At 71.4% G+C, this 20,952-nt stretch carries 19 protein-coding genes; 12 read left to right on the top strand and 7 right to left on the bottom strand.

Features of this window, described 5'->3' with window-relative positions; translation table 11 throughout:
* Nucleotides 1-8: 8 nt before the first annotated feature.
* From KO353_RS07525 to KO353_RS07510, 4 genes are all read right to left on the bottom strand, one after another.
* Nucleotides 9-152, bottom strand: a complete 144-nt coding sequence (locus tag KO353_RS07525) for a hypothetical protein (protein WP_218287081.1) — start codon at nucleotides 150-152, stop codon at nucleotides 9-11.
* Between the two features lie 708 nt (nucleotides 153-860).
* A complete protein-coding gene (locus KO353_RS07520) occupies nucleotides 861-1,634 on the bottom strand; it encodes an EAL domain-containing protein (RefSeq protein WP_218287080.1) in 774 nt (257 codons plus the stop codon).
* A 44-nt stretch (nucleotides 1,635-1,678) separates the two neighbouring features.
* A complete protein-coding gene (locus KO353_RS07515; RefSeq protein WP_218287079.1) occupies nucleotides 1,679-3,571 on the bottom strand; it encodes a potassium transporter Kup in 1,893 nt (630 codons plus the stop codon).
* 103 nt (nucleotides 3,572-3,674) lie between these two features.
* Complete coding sequence (locus tag KO353_RS07510) at nucleotides 3,675-4,355, bottom strand: TetR/AcrR family transcriptional regulator (protein WP_218287078.1); 681 nt, start codon at nucleotides 4,353-4,355, stop codon at nucleotides 3,675-3,677.
* Nucleotides 4,356-4,611: 256 nt separating this feature from the next.
* On the opposite strand from KO353_RS07510, the gene KO353_RS07505 reads away from it, so the two are divergent.
* Nucleotides 4,612-4,785, top strand: a complete 174-nt coding sequence (locus tag KO353_RS07505) for a hypothetical protein (protein WP_218287077.1) — start codon at nucleotides 4,612-4,614, stop codon at nucleotides 4,783-4,785.
* Here the strand turns inward: KO353_RS07505 and KO353_RS07500 are convergent.
* Nucleotides 4,748-5,470: a response regulator transcription factor gene (locus tag KO353_RS07500; protein ID WP_218287076.1), complete on the bottom strand. Its 723-nt coding sequence runs from the start codon at nucleotides 5,468-5,470 to the stop codon at nucleotides 4,748-4,750. The genes KO353_RS07505 and KO353_RS07500 overlap by 38 nt on opposite strands.
* A 353-nt stretch (nucleotides 5,471-5,823) precedes the next feature.
* On the opposite strand from KO353_RS07500, the gene ribA reads away from it, so the two are divergent.
* From ribA to KO353_RS07485, 3 genes are all read left to right on the top strand, one after another.
* The gene (gene ribA, locus KO353_RS07495) at nucleotides 5,824-7,008 is read left to right on the top strand and encodes a GTP cyclohydrolase II (RefSeq protein ID WP_218287075.1); all 1,185 of its coding nucleotides are present in this window, start codon (nucleotides 5,824-5,826) and stop codon (nucleotides 7,006-7,008) included.
* Between the two features lie 192 nt (nucleotides 7,009-7,200).
* A complete protein-coding gene (locus KO353_RS07490) occupies nucleotides 7,201-7,989 on the top strand; it encodes a hypothetical protein (RefSeq protein WP_218287074.1) in 789 nt (262 codons plus the stop codon).
* A gap of 31 nt (nucleotides 7,990-8,020) precedes the next feature.
* Nucleotides 8,021-8,554 (top strand): L,D-transpeptidase family protein, encoded by a 534-nt coding sequence (locus KO353_RS07485; protein WP_235692063.1) that lies wholly within the window; start codon nucleotides 8,021-8,023, stop codon nucleotides 8,552-8,554.
* On the opposite strand, the gene KO353_RS07480 is transcribed toward KO353_RS07485, so the two are convergent.
* Nucleotides 8,541-9,257: a YggS family pyridoxal phosphate-dependent enzyme gene (locus KO353_RS07480; RefSeq protein ID WP_218287073.1), complete on the bottom strand. Its 717-nt coding sequence runs from the start codon at nucleotides 9,255-9,257 to the stop codon at nucleotides 8,541-8,543. The two genes, KO353_RS07485 and KO353_RS07480, sit on opposite strands and share 14 nt — an antisense overlap.
* Here KO353_RS07480 and KO353_RS07475 point away from each other — a divergent pair.
* The 8 genes from KO353_RS07475 (at nucleotide 9,256) to KO353_RS07440 (ending at nucleotide 18,885) form a co-directional block, all read left to right on the top strand.
* Entirely contained in the window at nucleotides 9,256-9,861 is a 606-nt protein-coding gene (locus KO353_RS07475) for a thiamine phosphate synthase (RefSeq protein WP_218287072.1), read from the top strand. The two genes, KO353_RS07480 and KO353_RS07475, sit on opposite strands and share 2 nt — an antisense overlap.
* A 217-nt stretch (nucleotides 9,862-10,078) precedes the next feature.
* A complete protein-coding gene (locus tag KO353_RS07470; RefSeq protein WP_218287071.1) occupies nucleotides 10,079-11,320 on the top strand; it encodes a porin in 1,242 nt (413 codons plus the stop codon).
* Nucleotides 11,321-11,403: 83 nt separating this feature from the next.
* The gene (locus KO353_RS07465) at nucleotides 11,404-11,943 is read left to right on the top strand and encodes a DUF3576 domain-containing protein (RefSeq protein ID WP_218287070.1); all 540 of its coding nucleotides are present in this window, start codon (nucleotides 11,404-11,406) and stop codon (nucleotides 11,941-11,943) included.
* Nucleotides 11,944-12,031: 88 nt separating this feature from the next.
* Nucleotides 12,032-14,641, top strand: a complete 2,610-nt coding sequence (leuS, locus tag KO353_RS07460; RefSeq protein ID WP_218287069.1) for a leucine--tRNA ligase — start codon at nucleotides 12,032-12,034, stop codon at nucleotides 14,639-14,641.
* Nucleotides 14,604-15,176: an LPS assembly lipoprotein LptE gene (gene lptE / locus KO353_RS07455; protein WP_218287068.1), complete on the top strand. Its 573-nt coding sequence runs from the start codon at nucleotides 14,604-14,606 to the stop codon at nucleotides 15,174-15,176. Before leuS ends, lptE begins: the two co-directional genes overlap by 38 nt.
* Nucleotides 15,173-16,204 carry a DNA polymerase III subunit delta gene (gene holA / locus KO353_RS07450; RefSeq protein ID WP_235692062.1) on the top strand — a complete coding sequence of 344 codons (1,032 nt, stop codon included), beginning with the start codon at nucleotides 15,173-15,175 and terminating at the stop codon, nucleotides 16,202-16,204. Before lptE ends, holA begins: the two co-directional genes overlap by 4 nt.
* A 291-nt stretch (nucleotides 16,205-16,495) precedes the next feature.
* Nucleotides 16,496-17,707 (top strand): glycosyltransferase, encoded by a 1,212-nt coding sequence (locus KO353_RS07445; protein WP_218287067.1) that lies wholly within the window; start codon nucleotides 16,496-16,498, stop codon nucleotides 17,705-17,707.
* Nucleotides 17,704-18,885 (top strand): methyltransferase domain-containing protein, encoded by a 1,182-nt coding sequence (locus KO353_RS07440; protein ID WP_218287066.1) that lies wholly within the window; start codon nucleotides 17,704-17,706, stop codon nucleotides 18,883-18,885. The genes KO353_RS07445 and KO353_RS07440 overlap by 4 nt, the downstream gene beginning before the upstream one ends.
* 83 nt (nucleotides 18,886-18,968) lie before the next feature.
* Here KO353_RS07440 and asnB read toward each other — a convergent pair whose 3' ends face one another.
* On the bottom strand, nucleotides 18,969-20,933 hold the full coding sequence (gene asnB / locus KO353_RS07435) for an asparagine synthase (glutamine-hydrolyzing) (RefSeq protein WP_218287065.1): 1,965 nt from the start codon (nucleotides 20,931-20,933) through the stop codon (nucleotides 18,969-18,971).
* Between the last annotated feature and the right edge of the window lie 19 nt (nucleotides 20,934-20,952).

The following is a 20,952-nucleotide window of genomic DNA, read 5'->3' as shown; positions in this document are numbered from 1 at the left end:
GCCCTGCCTCAGGCCGTGCGCGGCGGGGCGTCGCGCCGGCCGCGCGCGGCGAGGGTGAGCCCGGCGAGGGCCACGCCGAACACGAGTAGGCCCGCCGGAGCGGGCACCGGCGTCACTCGCGCCAGACGGTAGGAGAGGTCGTCGAAGTACACGACATCGATGAAGTCATTTACGACGGTCCCGGTGAAGGCGACGGTGGTGAACGGCGTGGGCGAGACGATGCCGACGAACAGCGTGTTGTTGAGAGAGGTGTTACTGATGTTGCTGTAGTTCGGGAAAGGCTGGAAGACAGAACCGTCCGACAGCGTGATGGAAAGCGTCTGCTGCTCGCGGTCCCCCGAACCGCCGATGAAGATGCCAAAAGCGTCGATCGGGGCGGCGAAGGTGAAGGTCAGCGTGTCAGGGGCGGCAAAGAAGGGCGCTTTGATGCCGCTGAGCGCGATCGGGGTAGGAGTGGACTCGTTGCCGAAGGAGACGGTGCAGAAGATCCCCGAGCATGTGATGGTGCCGCCACCGAAGGTGATCGTCGTGCCAGCGACGGTCGAGCTCTCGAAGTTGTCGAAGGTCGTGCCTGGGGCGGCGGCGAGGAAGGCGAATCGGTGTAGAGCGTCGCGGCGGACGCAGCTCCCGCGACGAGGGCGGCCGCGAACGCGGCTGCGGCAAACGTCCGTGTCATGTCCAACTCCCCCTGTCCAACTTCGCCCTGGCGGGGGAGCGCCGCTGTCATTGTTCTCCCGTAACGACCCTGCGGTATCGTTTCGGGGCTGTCAACCACCGTCAGCGCCCTGGCGGGAGCGGAACGCTGGCGTATGCGGCCGCTCGCACGGCGCCGCAGGACGAGCCGGGCCGCGCCGCCGCGCTTAGGCGGACGCTTCCGCCGGCAGGGCAATCTCTTCGGCGGTCACGAGCCGCTCGAAAGCGGGCTTGGCGAGCAGGTAGCCCTGGACGAGATCGACCCCCGCCTCCGCCAGCACCGCGAGCTCGCCTTCCGTCTCGACCCCGACCGCGGCGATCTCGAGCCCGAGCGCCCGGCAGGCGGCGACGACCTCGAGCGCGCGGGCGCGCTTCAGCCGGTCGCGGTCGATGCCGCGGATCAGCGTGAGGTCGAGCTTCACCATGTCGGGGGCGAGATCGACGAGCGTGCCGATCGCGGCGTAGCCCGCGCCGAGATGGTCGAGCGCGACGCGAAGGCCCGCGTCGCGGCAGGCGGCGAGGAAGCGGCGCATGAAGGCGAGGTCGAACAGACGCCCGTCCTCGCCGAGCTCGAGCGTGAGGCGCGACGGCGCGATGCCGGAAGCGGAGGCCGCCGCGAGCAGAGGCGCGAGGCAGTGCTCCGGGTGGCGCAGCGCCTCGGGCATCAGGTTGAGGTGGAGCCGCTCGGCGAGCCCGTGCCGTGCGGCGAGCGCGATGGCGGTGGCGCGGGCCGTCCGGTCGAAGGCGGGCCGGTTCGCGTCGGAGACGGCGGCGAGAACGGTGTGGGCGAGTGCTCCATCCCGGCCGCGCAGCAGCGCCTCGTGCGCCTCGATCGCGCCTGAGGAAGGGCGAACGATCGGCTGGAACGCGATCGTCAAGGGAAGCGGGAAACCGAGGCCGCAGGTGCAGGCGTCGCAGGTGCGGTCCGTCTCTCCGGTCATGCGGTGAGCCTGCCGCGGCGCTCTTTCGCCCGCGTTAACGGAGCTCAGATCGCGACGCGAACGCCGAGCTCGACCACGCGGTCGGAGGGGATGCGGAAGAACTCGGTGGCGGAGACGGCGTTGCGCGCCATCACCATGAACAGCCAGTGCCGCCAGCGCGACATCTTCGGCACCGCGGCCGGAACCACGCTCTCGCGGCCGAGGAAGAAGCTCACCTGCATCGGGTCTGCCTCGATCCCCTCGTCCTTCAGCTCGGCGAGAGCGCGCGGGATGTTGGGGCTCTCCATGAACCCGTAGCGGAGAATGACGCGGTGTATCCCCGGGGCGAGCTCCTCCACCGTCGCGCGCTGCTCCGGCGGGACGACGGGCACCTCCTCGGTCAGCACCGTGAGGAAGATCACCTTCTCGTGCAGCACCTTGTTGTGCTTGAGGTTGTGCAGGAGCGCGCCGGGCACGTAGTCAGGGTTGCCGGTCATGAACACGGCGGTGCCGGGAACGCGTATGGTGCGGCTCTTCGGCAGGCGCGCGAGGAAGGAGGCAAGCGGCAGGCTGTCGGCGCGCCACTTCTCGAACAGGAGGTCGCGCCCGCGCCGCCAAGAGGTGAGCAGCGTGAAGAGCGTGACCCCGATCAGGATCGGCACCCAGCCGCCCTCGGGCACCTTGAGCAGGTTCGAGGCGAAGAAGGCGAGGTCGATGACGAGGAACAGGCCGAAGCTCGCGACCGTCTTCGCAGTGCTCCAGCCCAGCACGCGGCGGGCAACGACGAGGCCGAGCAGCGAGGTGCAGACGAAGGTTCCGGTCACAGCGATTCCGTAGGCGGCGGCGAGGTTCTCCGAGGCGCGGAACCCCGCGACCAGAAGCATCACGCCGATGAAGAGCATGGCGTTGACTTGCGGTATGTAAATCTGCCCCGCCTCCTCGCCGGAGGTGTGGCGCACTGTCAGGCGCGGGCAGAAGCCGAGCTGCATCATCTGCCGCGCGATCGAGAAGGCGCCGGTGATCATCGCCTGGCTTGCGATGATGGTCGCGGCGGTGGCGAGGAACACGAGCGGCAGGCGGAACCAGGAGGGCGCGAGCAGGTAGAACGGGTTCTCGAGCGCGGCGGCATCGGCGAGCAGAAGAGCCCCCTGCCCGACATAGTTCAGCGCGAGCGCAGGCAGCACGCAGAACAGCCAGGCTTGGACGATCGGGCGCCGGCCGAAATGGCCCATGTCGGCGTAGAGCGCCTCGGCTCCGGTGACGGCGAGCACGATCGCGCCGAGGGCGACGAAGCTCTCGAGCGGGTGGTTGACGAAGAACCACACCGCGTAGGTGGGCGAGACGGCGGCGAGGATCGGCGGCGCAAGCAGGATCCCCCGCACCCCGAGAATCGCGAGCGTGACGAACCAGACGAAGGTGACCGGCCCGTAGACGAGGCCGACCTTTCCCGAGCCGCGATACTGCACCGCGAATACGCCGACAAGCACAAGCACCGAGAGCGGCACGACGAAGGGGTGCAGCGCCGGGTTGACCACCTCGAGCCCCTCGATCGCCGAGAGAACCGAGATCGCCGGCGTGATCGCGCCGTCGCCGACGAACAGGCTCGCCCCGGCGATGCCGACCATGGTGGCGGCGTGGCGCAACCGCCCTTGGGGAAGCGCCCGGGTGGCGAGCGCCATCAGCGCGAGGATTCCGCCCTCCCCCTTGTTGTCGGCGCGCGTCACGATGCCGATGTACTTGACCGTCACGATCAGGATCAGCGACCAGACGACGAGGCTCGTCACCCCGAGCACGTCGGAGGCGCTGAGGGCGCCGTCGCGGGCGAACAGCCCGAGCGAGGCCTTCATCGTGTAGAGCGGGCTCGTGCCGATGTCGCCGTAGACGACGCCGAGAACGCCGAGCAGGAGCGCCACCTTCGGCGACCCCGATCCTCGCGCCTTCGCAGCGGACGCGGCCATCCGGTCCTCTTCGCCGTTGCCGAGGCCGCCCGGTTTAACGGAGGCGCCCCGCCGCGCCTAGCCTTTTGCTGCAACGCGGCGAGCAGCGCCGCGGGCGAACCACTCAGGCGGAGATGCCGCGCAAAAGCGTCTCGCGCAGCGCCGCGCACAGCGCCTCGCGCGGGCTCCACGCGAATTCGGGGAAGGTGATCATGAGCGACACGAGGCCGTGGCCGCCGGCCCAGATCTGCTCGGCGACCAGGGCGGGGTCCGACTCCCGCGCATGGCCGGAGGCGATCAGCCGCGAGACCTCGGCGGCGAGCGCGGCGAAGGTCGCCGCCCCGTTCGCCGAGCCGGTCCGGCACCCCTCCGCCACGGGGCGCTGGCCCGCCACCCCGACCACCGGCGTCATGAACACGAGCCGGTACTCGTCCGGGTGCGCGAGCCCCCAGGCGACATAGGCGTCCATCAGCGAGGCAAGCCGCGCGAACGGGTCGGGCGAGGCGGCGGCGCCCTCGACCGCCCGGGTGAAGGCCGCGAGCAGCTCGTCGAACACGGCATCGACCACCGCCGCGAGCAGCACGGTCTTGTCGGGGAAATAGAGATAGAGCGCGGCGGGCGAGACGCCGGCGGCGGCGGCGACGGCGCGCATCGACACCGCCTCCGCCCCGTTCTGGGCCATCAGCCGGCGCGCCGCCGCGACCACTTGGGTGCGTCGGTCGGCGGCGCTCTGGCGCCGGCGCGGCGCGGCCCGCGTCTCTCCCGCCTGACGCTTCGGCATCGCCCTGACCGATCGAGCGCCCACCTGGCCGCCTCCCGTGTCGTGACCTGAACGGCGTTCACTTTAGCCCTTGCGCCGGCCGCCGCAAGCGCGGTATATGAACATCGTTCACATGAACGATGTTCAGGAGAGCCTCCATCGGCGCGATCGCCTGGGTCATGCTGACGGGTGACAGGGCCAAAGAGCTCGGCCTCGTGGTCGGCGTCGCGGTCGTGGTGGATCTGCCGCGTGCGGAAAGGGCTTCCCATCGAACGCCCCGGGCGAGCGCGTCGATACGCGCGTGGCCGAGGTGATCTACAGCCTCGAGCCGCGCAGCCTGCCGGTGGCGGTGGGGCAGAGTCTCGAGGTGTTCATCGAGGCGACGCAGCGCGCGGCGGCACGGCGGCAGGGAGCGCTCGCCGAAGGCCTGGCGCCGGTCACCCCCCTGTCGGCTCTGGCGTCCACTGCGCGTTGAGCCGATACCCGCCGCTCTCGGTCACGAGAAGCCGCGCATTCCCCGGGTCGGGCTCGACCTTCTGGCGCAGGCGGTAGATGTGGGTCTCGAGCGTGTGCGTCGTCACCCCGGCGTTGTAGCCCCAGACCTCGTTGAGCAGAACCTGGCGCGGCACCGGCTTGCCCTCGGCGCGGTAGAGGAACTTGAGGATCGCCGCCTCCTTCTCGGTCAGTCTGATCTTGCGGTTGCGCTTCGCCTCGAGGAGGAGCTTCGCTGCCGGGCGGAAGGTGTAGGGCCCGATCGAGAACACCGCGTCGTCGGAGTTATCGAAGATCGCGAGATGGCGGCGCAGCCGCGCGAGCAGCTCGCCGAGCCGGAACGGCTTGACGATGTAATCATTCGCCCCCGAATCGAGGCCGCGGATCGTGTCGGCCTCCGTGTCGGCCCCGGTCAGCATGATGATCGGCACCTTCACCCCCTTCTGCCGGATGGTGCGGGTGAAGTCGCGCCCGTCCCCGTCGGGCAGGCCGACATCGAGCAGGATGGCGTCGAACCGGGCGTTGCCGCCGCCAAGCGCTGCCTCGGCGGCAGCGAGGCTCTCGGCCGCGTGTGGTTCGAACTCGCCCTCCGCGCGGAGCTGCTCGGCGAGCGTCTCGCGCAGGGCGCGGTCGTCATCGACGATCAGGATCGGTCGTGCGAGAGCCATGGGCCTCAATGTTCCCCTTGTCCGTCGGTCCGGGAGTGTGCCAGCCGGCGCCGGGGACGGGCAAGGAAGCACCCGGCCGGCGTGGCATGACGCGGCAGGACGCCGCGCGCGACAGCATGTCGTGATCGCGTCCGCCCGGCGCAGCACCCTCTCCCGTGCACGTCTCTGTGGGTGCACGATCCCGTGATCGCTTGGCTGCGCCAAGGCCTCGCACCGATTGCCTCGGCGCGGAGCTGCACCATCTCCCTGGACGCCCCCGAAGATTTCATGCCGGTGCAACGCCGCGTGCCGAAGCCTGCCTTCTTTGCGCCGCGATCGCGTCCGAACACACTGTGTTGGAGGACCCGCCGCCAATGCCACCTACAGCATCGCTTGCCGCCGCCACGGCCGCTGCCGAAACGCCCGCCGCCCTGGAGCGGCAGGTGGAGGGTGAGCGCTCGCTTCGCCCCGTGCACCGCGCCGTCGCCGAGCTTCGCCGTGGCGCTGCGGCGCTCCTCGTCGCGTCCAACCCCCGCTCCGCCTGGCTGGTCGCGGCGGCGGAACTCGCCTCGCCGGCCACGCTCTCCCGCCTCGCCGCGCTCGGTGCGGCACCGCCCGTCCTGCTGCTCGCCCCGACACGCGCCGCCGCTGTGCTTCAGGGCCCCGCCCCGGTCGGAGCGGGCGCGCCGGCCGTCGCCTTCCGCCTCCCTCCGGGCGTGACGCCCGCCCTTCTGCGCAGCCTCGCCGACCCGACGGCGGAGCCGCCGCAGACGAGGCCCGAGCCCGCGCCGCTGGTCCCGGTCGAGGCAGCCGCCGCATCGATCCAGCTTGCCAAGCTCGCACGTCTCTTGCCGGCCGTGGTGGTCGCTCCGGTCGACACGGGGGGTGACGCGTCAGGGCTCGCGCAGCGCCACGACCTCCTCGCCGCTCCTGCCGAGGCGGTGCTCTCCTATCCCGACATGGTCGCCGCCACGCTGACTCGCGTCGCCGAAGCCTCCGTGCCGCTCGAGGACAGCGCCGCCACACGGATCATTGCCTTCCGGCCGGCGGATGGCGGCACCGAGCATCTCGCGATCGTGGTCGGTGACCCCTGGGGGGCCGCCACCCCGCCGCTCGTGCGGCTGCACAGCGAGTGCTTCACCGGCGATCTCCTCGGCTCGCTCCGCTGCGACTGCGGGCCGCAGCTCCGCGGCGCGCTCAAGCGGATGGCGGAGGAGGGGTCGGGCGTCCTGCTCTATCTGAGTCAGGAGGGGCGGGGGATCGGCCTCGTCAACAAGCTGCGCGCCTACGAGCTGCAGGACCGGGGGGCGGACACGCACGACGCCAACACACGCCTCGGCTACGGCGCCGATGAGCGCAACTTTCTGATCGCCGCGGCGATGCTGCGGGAGCTCGGGCTCGGGACGGTGCGGATCCTCACCAACAACCCCGACAAGATGGCGGCGCTCGAGGCCTGCGGCATCACGGTCGCCGGCCGGGTCGCGCACGCCTTTCCGGCGACCCAGCACAACGCCCGCTATCTCCGCACCAAGGCGGAACGGTTCGGCCACCTGTTCTGAGGCCGAACGCCTCCGGCAGGACCCGGCCGTTTTCCCGCCCGGCGGGGCCGGTTCTGCCCGGCAGGACCTGCCGCCCGCTTCGGGAAGGGCAAGCAAGCGCAAGGAGTTGGCTTCTGGCACGGGGCTTGCCGAGGTGCCGGCATGGTCGGCCCCGCCTCCTCCCCGTCGCTCTCCCGCCCGCCGGAGCTTCGCGTGGCAGACCGCTCGGTCGCTGCGCAACGGCCGCGAAGTCCGGCCGATGGCGGCCCCCCGCTCGGGCCGGACGAGCTCGAGCCGATGCCGAGCACGGTGACGTTCGGCGAGTTCCTCGCCGCCCTCAATCCGCTGCACCACATCCCCGGGGTCTCCTGGGTCTATCGCAAGCTCACCGGCGAGACGATCCAGCCGGTGTTCCGTGTCCTCGGCGGGCTCGTCATCGGAGGGCCGATCGGGGCGATCGTGGCTGCTGTCGGCTCTCTCGTCGAGGAGCTCTTCAGTGGCGGCTCCTCGGCCAAGCCTGCTCAGCCAGCGACGGCGGTCGCCTCCCAACCCCCTGCCCCCGCCCCGTCCCGAAGCCTCGCCGAGCTCACCACCACCGCCGGCACGCCGCTCAGGCCGCTGCCGCTCGCGACCCAGCTCGCCGCCCGCGCCTATCCCGCCCCTGCCCTGCCGCCACGCGAGGCCGCGCCACCGCCGGACCCTGCCGTGGCTGCCGTGGCCGCCGCGGCCGCGCTGCCTGCGCCCGCGCGCGAGCGTGACGCGCCGGGCGGCGAGGCCGCCTCCGGCGTGGCCGGCGCCCAATCGCCCGGGACCGCTCCCGTCGCGCCCCCGGGGCCGGGGCAGCCCGGGCGGATACGAGGCGCGCCCATCCTCCCGATCACCTCCGGCGGCCAGGACCCGGCCTTCGTCCAGCGCATGCTCCAGGGCCTCGAGGCCTATGAGCGTGTGATGCGCTCCCGCACCGCGCCCGCGCCCGCCCCCGCTGCCGAGGCACGGCCCTGACGCAGCCGAGCGGGCGTGGTAGAGCGCGCGCATGCGCCTCTCCCCCGATGCCGCTCTCGTCCTCGCCCCGCCCAGAGCGACGGTGGGAACGCTGCTGCGCGGCCCCGACGGGCGGCCCTTCCGCTGCGCCCTGGGCCGGGCGGGGATCGTGCCCGCCGAGGCCAAGCGCGAGGGAGACGGCGCCACACCCGCCGCCGTGCTCCCGCTCCGGCGTCTCCTGTTCCGGGCCGACCGGCTCCCCCGCCCGACCGCCGCCGTTCCGGTCGAGCCAATCGCCCCCGACGACGGCTGGTGCGACGACCCTGGCGACCCCGCCTATAACCGCATGGTCAGGCTTCCCCACCCGGCACGACACGAGCGCCTGTGGCGCGAGGACGGGCTCTACGATCTCGTGGGCGTGCTCGGGTGGAACGACGCCCCGACCGTCCCGGGCCGCGGGTCGGCGATCTTCCTCCACGTCGCCTCGCCCGGGCTTGGGCCCACGGAGGGCTGCATCGCGCTCGCCCTGCCTGACCTGCTCGCGGTTCTGCCAGGGCTTCGGGCGATCGAGGTCAGGCCAGCGTGAACGGGGCGGGGGCGTGGCGCGGGCCGAAGATCGCGCTGCCAAGCCGCACGAGTGTGGCGCCATGGGTGATCGCGGTTTCGAAATCCCCGCTCATCCCCATGCTGAGCTCCGCCAGCCCGAGCTTCCGCGCGCACTCGGCAAGCCAGGCGAAGTGCGGCGCCGGGTCCTCGTCGACGGGGGGGATACACATCAGCCCCCGCACGGGAAGGCCGAGCCGGCCGCGGCAGTCCTCGACGAAGGCTTCGGCGAGACCGGGGTCTATGCCGGCCTTCTGCGGCTCCCGCCCCACATTCACCTGCACGAGGAGGTCGGGGCAGCGGCCGGAGCGGTCGCGTTCGCCGGCGATCGCTTCGGCGAGCTTGGGCCGGTCAAGCGTCTCGATCACGTCGGCGAGCGCCATCGCCTCCCGCACCTTGTTGGTCTGCAAGGGCCCGATCAGGTGCAGGCGAAGCTCCGGGTGGGCAGCGCGCAGGGCGGGGAACTTCGCGCGTGCCTCCTGCACCCGGTTCTCGCCGAACACGGTCTGGCCCGCCGCCAGCGCGGCCGCGACCGCCTCCGCCCCGTGCGTCTTCGAGACGGCGACGAGGGTTACCGACGCAGGGTCCCGCCCGGCCGCGCGTGCTGCTGCGGCGATTCGCGCGCGCACCGCGGCGAGGTTCGCGGCGATCGTGTCATCCTGAACGCTGTCGGCGGGGGCGGTCATGGCACGGTCTCTCGCTGAGGCGGCGCGGGTTCTTCGGCGTCGGGCGGGTGCGCTTCCATACCTCATCCTGATGACCGACGAGAGGAGGGGGGGTGACCCGCTCGCGGCGGCCTCGCGGCTTCCGCCTGGGGCGGCGGTGATCCTCAGGCATGACGGGGTCTCGGGGCGCGCGTCGCTCGCGGCTTCGCTCGGGCGGCTCTGCCGCTCACGCAGGCTGCGCCTGCTCGTTGCGCGTGACGCGAGGCTCGCGCTTTCCTTGCGCGCCGGGCTCCACCTCGCCGAAGGGATGCGCCCCCCTGCGCCGTTCCGGCTGGCGCGTCGGCGGCCGCGGCGGCCTTTGCTCACCATCGCCGCGCATGGGATGGCGGCGCTTGCCCGCGCGCACCGGCTCGGCGCCGACCTCGCGCTGCTCTCGCCGCTGTTTCCGACCGTCTCGCACCCCGGCGCTCGGCCGCTTGGGACTCTCCGCTTCGCCTCTCTTGCGCGACGGGCGGGGCTACCGGTCGCGGCTTTGGGCGGGGTGACGGCCTCGCGTGTCGCTGCGGCGAGGGCGGCGGGGGCGGCGGCGGTGGCCTCGGTTGGGGCTCTCTCTGGCTCCCGCTGAGGAAGTGTGTTGCACCGCTGCCACGGTGTTTCCCGAAACGCACAATCGCGCGTTTGGCCCCGTGGACACGGACGCGCGAGGCTGGTCATAGTCCCCGTCAGGTCTTCCGCCGGCACCGGTGCAGGCCCTGTGAGGCATTTTGGGGTCTTAGGGGCGCGGGGGAGGCCGGACAGGTGCGCTGGAAGGGTCCGGCGCGTAACAACGGAGAGGGAAAAGGATGCGCAAGATCCTTCTCGCCACGGCGGCCGGCTTCGCCGCGTTCGTGGCGGATGGCGTGGCGCCTGCGAAGGCGCAGGCTCCGGCTCCGGCGGCAACGCCGCAGCCGGGTATCACCGTGGCAATCCGCGGCTACCAGCGGTTCCACTACGCCAATGTCAGCCAGAAGAACGGTCAGTCTGGCCTAGATGCCAATGGCAACACCGTTTCGCTCGACAAGAACGACTTCAACAGCCGCGGCCAAATCCAAGTCCTCGCGACCGGGCGGACAGCAGATGGCCTGATCTACGGCGCTGACCTCGTGCTCAACATCGATGGCAACCGTCCGCCGGCAGACATCCTAGGTGGGCAAACTGCGATTTCAAACCGAGCCGTTGAATGGGACGAGATGTATACCTTCGTTGCGCTTCCGTCGCTCGGCCGGCTTGAGTTCGGTGACCAGGACGGCGCTGTGAGCCAGCTCCGCGTGATCAGCGCGATCGAGGGCTTCGGCGCAGGCGGCGTGAACGGCGATCTCGGCTCCTTCGCGACGACGCGGCCGGTTTTCTTCGAGTCCGGGCAGCTCGGGCTCGATGACGCGACCAAGATCATCTACCTCTCGCCACAGTTCTTCGGCTTCGACTTCGGTGCGTCGTTCGCCTGGAACCTTGGCGACGGTCGGCGGGGCTGCGGCACGCTCTCCACTGCCTGTCAGACGTTGAAGAGCACCGACCAAAACATCAACCGTGCGCGGAACATCTTCGACTTCGCCCTTCGGTATCGCGGCACCTTCGGGCCAGTCGCCTTCGCAGCGAACGGCGGCGTGACGCTCGGCTCTGCCGTGGACATCATTGGTGCTGCTGACTACAAGGCTCCGCGGGTGTACAATATTGGCGCAACGGCTACATTCGCCGGGTTCACGGTTGGCGCGGAGTATCTCTGGGGCCGCATCAACACTGGTGGTATGACCGGTCTGTTGCGGCAAAACCAACCGGACGCCGATGGTGCGCGCCAGTACTTCCTCGGCGCCACCTACACCTTTGGGCCCTTCGTCGTCGGCGCTCACTACTATAATCTGAAGACCGAAGGTAATCAGACGAATCCGGCGGATCGTACTGACCAGGGCTATGCCTTCGGCGGCCGTTACACCATCGCCCCTGGCCTTCAAGCCGTTGCAGAGTTCGTCGAGCAGAAGGCACGTGAGCGCGGGACGACGGACATCCGTGCTCGGATGCTTCTTGCGGGCGTTCGCATGGCGTTCTGAGCCTCACTCGGCTCTGGTTCGTACGGAGGGGCGGCCTCGTGCCGCCCCTTTCGTTTTCGCCGGCGAGGACTTATAGCTAGGGCATGCGAATTCTGCCGAAAGTCTTGCTGGTCGCACTCCTCCTTGGTGGGTGCGGGCTGCTCCCGCCAGGGTCCATCCGCGACCAGACGCCCGATGACTACTACGACCGACTCAGACGGGATCGTCAGTCGATCGGCAGCCTGATCAACGAGGATGGACTCGTCCTCCTCGGGCGGGATCGATCCCGGCGCGACGAAGGCGGAGCGGGGCTCGGCGTCAACGCCTTCCTCTGGCGCGGCTCGCTCGACACCCTCTCCTTCATGCCGCTCGTCTCGGCCGATCCGTTCGGCGGCGTCATCATCACCGACTGGTACTCCCCGCCCGAAACCCCCGGCGAGCGGTTCAAGCTCACCGTCTACATCCTCGGCCGGCAGCTCCGCTCCGACGGCGTGCGCGTGGCCGTGTTCCGCCAGGTGCAGGCGCGCGGCGCCTGGGTGGACGTCCCCGTGAGCGAGGACGTCGCCCCCCAGCTCGAGGACAAGATCCTCGCCCGCGCCCGCGAGCTCCGAATCCAGTCGACCCCGCAGACGGCAGGGCGTTGACTGCGCGAGCCTGAAACCCAGGCGTCAAGCGGCCTCGCGCGTCAGGACGCTGGCGCTGCGCCGCGGATCGGCTAGTCTCGCTCGCGCCATGGACACGCCACACGAGATCGCGCCCGCTGCCGCCCGCTACGACCCGGCGGAAGCAGAGCCGCGCTGGCAGCGCGCTTGGGACGAGGCCGGCTGCTTCGCTGCCCCCGACATCCCGGACGGTACGCGCCCGAAATACTACGTGCTCGAGATGTTCCCCTACCCCTCGGGGCGGATCCACATGGGCCATGTGCGCAACTACACGCTCGGCGACGTGGTCGCCCGCTACAAGCGCGCGCGCGGCTTTGAGGTTCTGCATCCGATGGGCTGGGATGCCTTCGGCCTTCCGGCGGAGAACGCCGCACGGGAACGCGGCATACACCCGGCCAAGTGGACTTACGACAACATCGCCACCATGCGGGCGGAGCTCAAGCGCATGGGGCTCTCGCTTGACTGGTCGCGCGAGTTCGCCACCTGCGACCCTGACTATTACGGTCAGCAGCAGGCGCTCTTCCTTGACTTTCTCGAAGCCGGCCTCGTCGAGCGCAAGGAGGCTTTCGTCAACTGGGACCCGGTCGACCAGACCGTGCTCGCCAACGAGCAGGTGATCGACGGACGCGGCTGGCGCTCCGGCGCCGTCGTCGAGCGCCGCAAGCTCGCGCAGTGGTTCCTCTCGATCACCCGCTATGCCGACGATCTGCTTGCCGCCCTCGATCGCCTCGAGCGCTGGCCCGAGCGCGTGCGCCTGATGCAGAGGAACTGGATCGGCCGCTCCGAAGGCGCGCGGGTTCGCTTCCCCCTCTCCCGTCCGGTCGCGGGGCTCGCCGAGATCGAGGTGTTCACCACCCGCCCCGACACGCTGTTCGGCATGAGCTTCCTCGCCCTCAGCCCCGACCATCCGGTCACGGCGGCACTTGCCAGGGAGAACGAGGAGATCGCCCGCTTCGTCGCCGCGTGCCGCACCGAAGGCACGACGGAGGCGGCGCTCGAGACGGCCGAGAAGCGCGGGGTGCCGACCGGGCTTGCCGTGACGAACCCGCTCAATGGCAAAGCCTATCCTGTCTGGGTCGCGAACTTCGTGCTGATGGAGTACGGCACCGGGGCGATCTTCGGCTGCCCGGCGCACGACCAGCGCGACCTCGACTTCGCGCGCAAATACGGCCTTTCCGTCACGCCCGTCGTCCTGCCCGAAGGCGCGGAGGCAGAGAGCTTCGCGATCGCCGACACCGCCTTCACCGGGAACGGCACGCTGATCAACTCGGGCTTCCTCGACGGGCTTTCGGTGCCCGAGGCCAAGCGACGCGTGGTCGCCGAGCTCGAGCGCCTCGGTGCGGGGCGGGCGGCGGTGCAGTGGCGCTTGCGGGACTGGGGCGTCTCACGCCAGCGCTACTGGGGCTGCCCGATCCCGGTGATCCACTGCGACAGCTGCGGTATCGTTCCCGTGCCAAAATCTGATCTCCCCGTGCGGCTTCCCGAGGACGTCGATTTCTCCCGGCCCGGCAACCCGCTCGACCATCACCCGACCTGGAAGCACGTTCCCTGCCCCCGCTGCGGCAGGCCGGCGCGGCGAGAGACCGATACCTTCGACACCTTCGTCGACAGTTCCTGGTATTTCGCGCGCTTCACCGCCCCGCGGCATGGCGCCCCGACCAACCGCGACGCGGCCGATGCCTGGCTTCCCGTTGACCAGTACATCGGCGGGATCGAGCACGCGATCCTGCACCTTCTCTACGCCCGCTTCTTCACCCGCGCGATGCGGGATACGGGTCACCTCGGCCTTGCTTCGGGCGAGCCCTTCGCTGGCCTGTTCACCCAAGGCATGGTCAAGCACGAGACCTACCGGGGAGCGGATGGACGGTGGCTCTACCCGTCCGAGGTGGAGAAGCGGGCCGACGGCACGGCGGTGGTGCGCGGCACCGACGAACCCGTGACGATTGGCGGCATCGAGGCGATGTCGAAATCCAAACGCAACACGGTGGACCCCGGCGCGATCATCGACCGTTACGGGGCCGACACCGCGCGCTGGTTCATCCTCGCCGACAACCCGCCCGAGCGCGACATGGAGTGGACCGAGGCCGGGGTGGCGGGTGCGGCGCGGTTCGTGCAGCGCCTCTGGCGGCTCGTGCGCGGCGCTCTCCCCTCGCTGCCGCCGCCGGGGGAGCCGGCGCCGCCGGGCGAGGCGCATGCGCTTCGCCGCACCACTCATCGCACCATCGTCGCTGTCACCGAGGCGCTCGAGGGCTTCGCCTTCAACGTCGCGGTCGCGCGGCTCCATGAATTCGCCAACGCGATCGCCGACTCAGCCGAGGACACGCCTGCGGCGCTCTGGGCCAGGCGCGAGGCGCTTGAGACGATGGCCCGCCTGGTCGCACCGATGATGCCGCACCTCGCCGAGGAGCTCTGGTCGATGCTTCGGCCCGGGCACGGCCTCGTCGCGCTCCTCTCCTGGCCGGAGCACGACCCCGCCCTCGCCGCCTCCGACACGGTGACGATCGCGGTGCAGGTGATGGGGAAGCTCAGGGGAACCGTCACCCTTTCGGCGGCGGCGTCGGAGGCGGAGGTGCTCGCCGCCGCGGAAGCCGAGCCGAACGTCGCCCGCGCTCTTGCCGGGCGAACGATCCGCAAGCGAATCCATGTCCCGGGGCGGGTGGTCAATTTCGTGGTCGGCTGAGCGTCGGGCGCTGCTTGCCGCCCTGCCCCACCTTGGGGCGCTGGCCGGCTGCGGCTTCCGCCCGATCTACGCCGACAGCGCGCCCGGAGCGGCGGCGGAGACGGCGGCGGGCGACCTCGCCGCCACACGCGTTGGCGTGATCGCCGATCGCGAGGGGCAGCTGTTGCGCCGAGCGCTGCAGCGTCGCCTCGGCAGCGACCGCGGTGCGCCTGCGCGCTACAGCCTCGCGGTCACGCTTGAGATCAGGCGCGAGCAGGTCGCGGTTCGGCCCGACCAGACCGAGACCCGGAACCGGATCACCGGAACGGCGGCATATGAGCTTCGGGCGCTCTCCCCCGCGAGCGCCGAGCCGATCGCCCGCGGCAAAGTGAGGGCGGTCGATTCCTTCAATGTCGGGCGCGACCAGTTCTTCGCCGCCCAGCTCTCGGGCGAAGCGGCGCTCGAGCGGATCGCGGAGCAGCTCGCCACCGACATCGCCGGCCAGCTCGCGGCCGCCTTCGCGCGACGCCGCGCGGTCGCCGCCCAGGGATCGTGAAACCCGACGCGCGCCGTATCGAGGCCTTCCTTGCCGACCCGGGCCGAACCCGAGGCATCCTCCTCTACGGCCCGGACGAGGGGCTCGTGCGCGAGCGGGCGGAGGCGCTGGTTCGTCTCGCCGCCGGCAGCCTCGACGACCCGTTCCGCGTCTCCGACCTCCGCCGCGACCAGGCAGCGGCCGACCCGGGCCTGATCGCCGGCGAGATGGCGGCCCTGTCTCTCACGGGCGGGCGTCGGGCGGTCCGGCTGCGCGAGGCGACCGACGGGCTCGCCGCAGCGATCGAGGCGGCGCTTGCCGTTCCGGGCGACACGCTTCTCGTGGTCGAGGCCGGGGAGCTTCCCGCGCGCTCGAAGCTCCGCACCCTGTTCGAGCGCTCGCCCGTCGCCGCGGCGATCCCCTGCTACGCCGACGCTGGGGCGACGCTGCGGCAGGTGATCGCCTCGACGCTGGCAGAGGCCCAGGTGACGGCTGATCCGGAGGCCGTCGCCTGGCTTGCCGACCATCTCGGCGCCGACCGGGCGCTGACCCGCGCCGAGCTTGCCAAGCTCGCGCTTCAGGCGGGCCCCGGGGGGCGGGTGACGGTGGCGGAGGCCCGCGCGGCCGTCGGCGACCATGCCGGTCTCGGCCTCGAGGATGCGCTGTTCGCCGCGACGGCGGGGGAGATCGCCGCGGCCGACCGGGCGCTTGGCCTCGCCTTCGAGGAGGGCGCGCAGCCGGTGCAGGTGGTTCGCGCAGCGCTTCGGCACATGCAGCGGCTTCATCTGGCACTGGCGGAGGGGCTGGGCGCTCTTTCGCCGCGGGAGGCGGCGGCGCGAGCGCGCCCGCCGGTGTTCTTCCGCCACGAGGGGTCTTGGGCGCGCGCTCTCGGCGCCTGGACGGAGGACCGCGCGGCCGCCGCCTGCGACCGCCTGCTCGCCGCCGAGCGTGCCTGCAAGACCACTGGAGCGCCGGATGCCCTGATCGCCGCCCGGGCCGTGCTCGACCTCGCCCGCACCGCGCGGGGGGCAGCGCGCGAGCGCGGCTGAGTCGGGCCCGGTTGCGTCCGGGGCAGGGGCGCATCATCGCCTCTCCCTCTGGATCGGGGCGCTTCGGCGTTCCCCGCCCCCTCGCGCGGGCGGCTGATCCATGCGATGGAGGCGCGGGCCCTGGGGCTGCGCCCCGCCGGTGACGGGCGGGCCGAGCGTCGACCCTCCCGGACCTCCGCTGTTCCTTAACCGGCGGGCTGCGATAAGGCACACGTGCTGGCCGCCGCGCGCTACCCTGTCGCGGCGGGGTGGATGAGGTGGACGTCAGGGCGAAGGCCGAACGAGATGCGCGTGCTTGCGTTCACGACCGTGTTTCCCTCCGCCACCCGTCCGCAGCACGGGCTGTTCGTGCTCGAGCGCCTGCGCGCCTGCGCCCGCGCGGCGGAGATCGAGGTGATCGCGCCGCGCCCGTTCCATGACCGCCTGCCTGCGCCGCGCCGGGAGACGATCGCCGGTCTTGCCGTCGAGCACCCGACCTTCTGGTACACCCCGCGGGTGGGCAAGGCGCTCGACGGCCTCGCTCTCTATCTGTCGTCGATCGGCACCGCCCGCCGGGTCGCGGCCAGGTTCCGGCCCGACGTGATCGACGCGCATTTCGGCTACCCCGACGGCTTCGCCGCCGCCCTGCTCGCTCGCAGGCTCCGCCTGCCGCTCGTGGTGACGCTGCGCGGCACCGAGCCGCTCGTCAGCGCCGCGAGCATGCTCCGTCGTCGGGCGCTCGCCTGGGCCTTCGGGCAGGCCCGGCGGATCATCGCCGTCTCGCACCCTCTCGCCGACTATGCGCGAACGCTGCTGTCCGGCCGGCCGGGAGACCGGACGCCACCGGTGACCGTGATCGCCAACGGCGTCGACACCGTCCGCTTCGCACCGCGCCCGGCGGCGGAGGCCCGGCGCGCCCTCGGACTGCCGGCCGAGGGAAGGCTGATCGTCTCGGTCGGCCACCTGTCGCCGCGCAAGGGGTTCCAGCGCGTGCTCCGCGTTCTGCCCGATCTCGTGGCCGCGATGCCCGACCTCCGCTTCGCGATCGTCGGCGGGCCCGGTGCGGAGACGAACAACGAGGCGGAGCTGCGCGCCCTCGCGGCGCAGCCTGCGCTGCAGGGGCGGGTGATCTTCGCCGGTGCCACGCCCGCCGAGCGCGTCGCCACCTGGCTGAACGCCGCCGATCTGTTCGTGCTCGCCTCCGACTACGAAGGCTGTCCGAACGTGGTGTGGGAGGCGCTCGCCTCCGGCCTGCCGGTGGTGGCCACGAAGGTGGGGGAGGTCGAGCGCATGGTGCCCCGCTTCGCCGGCCAGCTGATCGACCGGGCCGACGATCTTCCCGCCCTGCGCGCGGCGCTCGCCGCCTCGCTTGCAGGCGGGCACGACCGGGGGGCGATCCGCGCCTGGGCGGAGAAGCACGGGTGGGAGGGTGTTGCCGCCCGCGTCCTCGAGGAATGGACGGAGGCCGCTGCGGCGGAACCGCGCCCGGCCGCCTCCCTTGCCGGATGGGGAACAGCCGCATGAGACCTCGCCTTCTCGACATCCTCTGCTGCCCGGCGTGCCGGTCGCCGCTCGATCTGCATGCGATCAAAGAGGAGCGTCGGCCGATCACCGATCCGGCCCAGGCCGCGCGCTGCGCGGGCGGGCGCGAGCGCTACGAGCGCGAGGTGATCGAGGGGTTCCTGCGCTGCACCGGCTGCCCGCTCGTCTTTCCCGTCATCGCCGGCGTGCCGCGCCTGATCCGGAACGCCTACGAGGAATACGAGTCGTTCTTCTTCCGCAACCAGGAGGCGCTCGGGGGGCTCGCCGGCACGGCGGAGATGCTGAAGCGGCTCGGCGCGACCGACCCGGCCATCTTCGATCGCCGAAGCAACGAGAGTTTCGGGCGGCAGTGGCAGGAATACCAGTACGAGGACAAGACCTGGTTCAAGGACGACCTCGCCCTGCGCAAGGGCGAGTTCCTCTACGCGATGGACCTTACAGAGGAAGAGTTGCGCGGCAGCCTCGTGCTCGACGCCGGCTGCGGCAACGGCAAGCTCACCGCCGCCATCGCCGCCTACGGCGCCGAGATCGTCGGCATGGACCTCTCCCGGAGCATCGAGCGCGCCGCCGAGAACGCCGAGCGCAATGCCGGGGCGGACGCGCCGTTCATCCACTTCGTCCAGGGCAACATTCTCGAGCCGCCCTTCCTGCCCGAGAGCTTCGACCACATCCACACCTCCGGCGTGCTGCACCACACGCCCGACACCTGGCGCGCCTTCGCGAGCTTCCTCGCCCTCGGCAAGCCGGGAGCGCATGTCTATGTGCAGCTCTACCGCGTCCGCGAGGCCTGGGTGGGACTCCCCAACCGGATGATCCGCGCGATCACCACCCGCCTGCCGGTGGAGGTGACGTGGAAGCTGTGCTGGCACCTCGTGCCGCTGCATACGCTCGCGGTGCGCATCGTCGCGGCGCTGCGGGGCGAGAAGACCCCGATCACCCAGGCGAACCGGCGCGAGAGGGCCGTGTCGCTGTTCGACAACTACAGCCCGCCCTATCAGTACCGCTACCACCCGCACGAGGTTGAGGCGAAGTTCAAGGAGGCGGGCCTCGAGGCCGTGAAGGACGTCACGTTCGCGAACGAGGCGCGCCACATGGTCGCCTTCGTCGGGCGCAAGCCCGAGCGCCTCGTCGAGCCGTTGACGCTCGCCCGCGCGTCCTGAGCGCGCCCCGCCCGCGCGGGGGGCGGTGCGGGGGCGGAGGCGCGCCGGCGCGAGCTGCGCTCACCCGGCCGGTGCGCCGGGCCTCAGGCGGCGAGGCGGAGGTCGCTCGAGGCCCGAGGCGCGAGCTCGGCGTGCCAGGCCTGGAACATCAGGAGGTTCCAGATGGCGCGGTCCCAGCCGCGGCCGCGATGCGCGAAGCTCTCCCAGAGCTTCCGGCAGGCGGCGGCGTCGAACAGGCCGTGGCGGGCGAGCGCCTCGCGGCTCAGCAGCGCTTCCGCCCAGTCGCGCAGATCTGTCAGAAGCCAGGCATGCACCGGCGCGGCGAAGCCCTGCTTCGGCCGGTCGATCAGCTCGCGCGGCACGCGCTTGTAGAGAAGCTCGCGCAGCGGCCGCTTGCCGATCTCGCCCGCGAGCTTCTGGCCGGCGGGAAAGCGCCAGGAGAGCTCGAGGATACGCCAGTCAAGCAGCGGGCAGCGCACCTCGAGGGAAACGGCCATGCTCGCGCGATCGACCTTGGTGAGGATGTCATCGACGAGGAAGCTCATCTGGTCGGCGAAGCACATCCGGTCGAGCGGGCCGGAACGTCCGAGCCGGTATTCGGGAGCGTCGAGCGGGTGTGGCCCGCCGCCGTGACGCGCGAACAGGCCCTCGAGGCCGAGCATCGGCGACATCAGCGCGGCGTTGAACGCCTCCGGCGCCGGCGCGCCGAGGAGCCGCGCGAGGAGGCGCATGCGCCGCGCCTGGCGATTGCCCGCGACCCCGCCGACCGTCGGGGCGAGCGCCTCCGACAGGCGCGCGCCGAGCGCGCGCAGCGGCTCCGGCAGCAGGCGGGCAAGCTGCATCAGGCGGATCGCCCCCGCATAGCGCGGCGTGTACCCGGCGAAGAACTCGTCCCCGCCATCGCCGGAAAGCGCGACCGTGACCTCGCACCGCGCCATGCGGCACAAGAGATAGGTCGGGATCGCGCTGTCGTCGGCGAAGGGCTCGTCGAACAGGCGAGGGATCGCCTTCGTCGCCTCGAGGATGTCGGCCTTGCCGAGATAGAGCTCCTCGTGGCGGGTGCCGAGATGCGCGGCGATCGGCCGGGCGAAACGCGCCTCGTCCCAGCCCTCGACGTCGAAGCCGATGGCGAAGCTGCGCACCTTGCTTGGCGCGACCTCCGCCATCACCGCGGTGACGAGGCTCGAGTCGATTCCGCCTGAGAGGAAGGCGCCGACCGGGACGTCGGCCACGAGTCGTCGCGCCACCGCGTCCTTCAAGAGCGCCTCGAGTTCCTCGATCGAGGCGGTGCGCCCGGCCGCCTGGGCCTCGAGCCCGGCAAGCGCGACCTCGCGCAGGCTCCAGTAGGGGCGCGGCTCGGGCAGGGAGCGCGCGGCGGCGGCAGCGGCGTCGAGCCGGAGCATCGTCCCCTGCGGCAGCCTGCGCGTCGCGGCGAAGATCGTGCGCGGCCCGAGCGTGTAGCCGAGCTGCAGGAAGTCGTTCACGGCCTCGGCCGAGATCGCGGCCTCGAACCGCGGATGCGCCGCGAGCGCCTTGAGCTCGGAGCCGAACAGGAAACTGTCTCCGGCCCAGCCGTAGTAGAGCGGCTTCTTGCCGATCCGGTCGCGGCCGAGCCAGAGGGTGCGCTCGGCACGGTCCCACACCGCGAGGGCGAACATGCCGTTGGTGCGCCGCAGCGTCGCCTCGACCCCCCACTCGGCCACCGCCTCGAGCAGCACTTCGGTATCGGAATGGCCGCGCCAAGAATGGGGGCCGCCGCGGGCTGCCTCGAGCTCGTCGCGGAGGTCGCCGAAATTGTAGATCTCGCCGTTGAACACGATGACGTAGCGGCCGCACGCCGACAGCATAGGCTGGTGCCCGGCCGGCGAGAGGTCCATGATCGAGAGGCGCCGGAAGCCGAAAGCGAGACCCGCTTCGGCGTCAAGCCAGGTGCCGGCGTCGTCGGGGCCGCGATGGACGATCCGGTCGCGCATCATCTCGACCGTGCGGATGGCCGAGGCCGCGTCGCCGAACCCGCCCGGGGAGAGAAAGCCGACGAGGCCGCACATCAGCCGTCAGGGCGCGGGC

Origin of the sequence: Elioraea tepida (assembly GCF_019203965.1) — a bacterium.
Lineage (GTDB): Bacteria > Pseudomonadota > Alphaproteobacteria > Acetobacterales > Acetobacteraceae > Elioraea_A > Elioraea_A tepida.
Note: the sequence above shows the minus strand (reverse complement) of the source record. Positions and strands in the feature narration are given on the sequence as shown.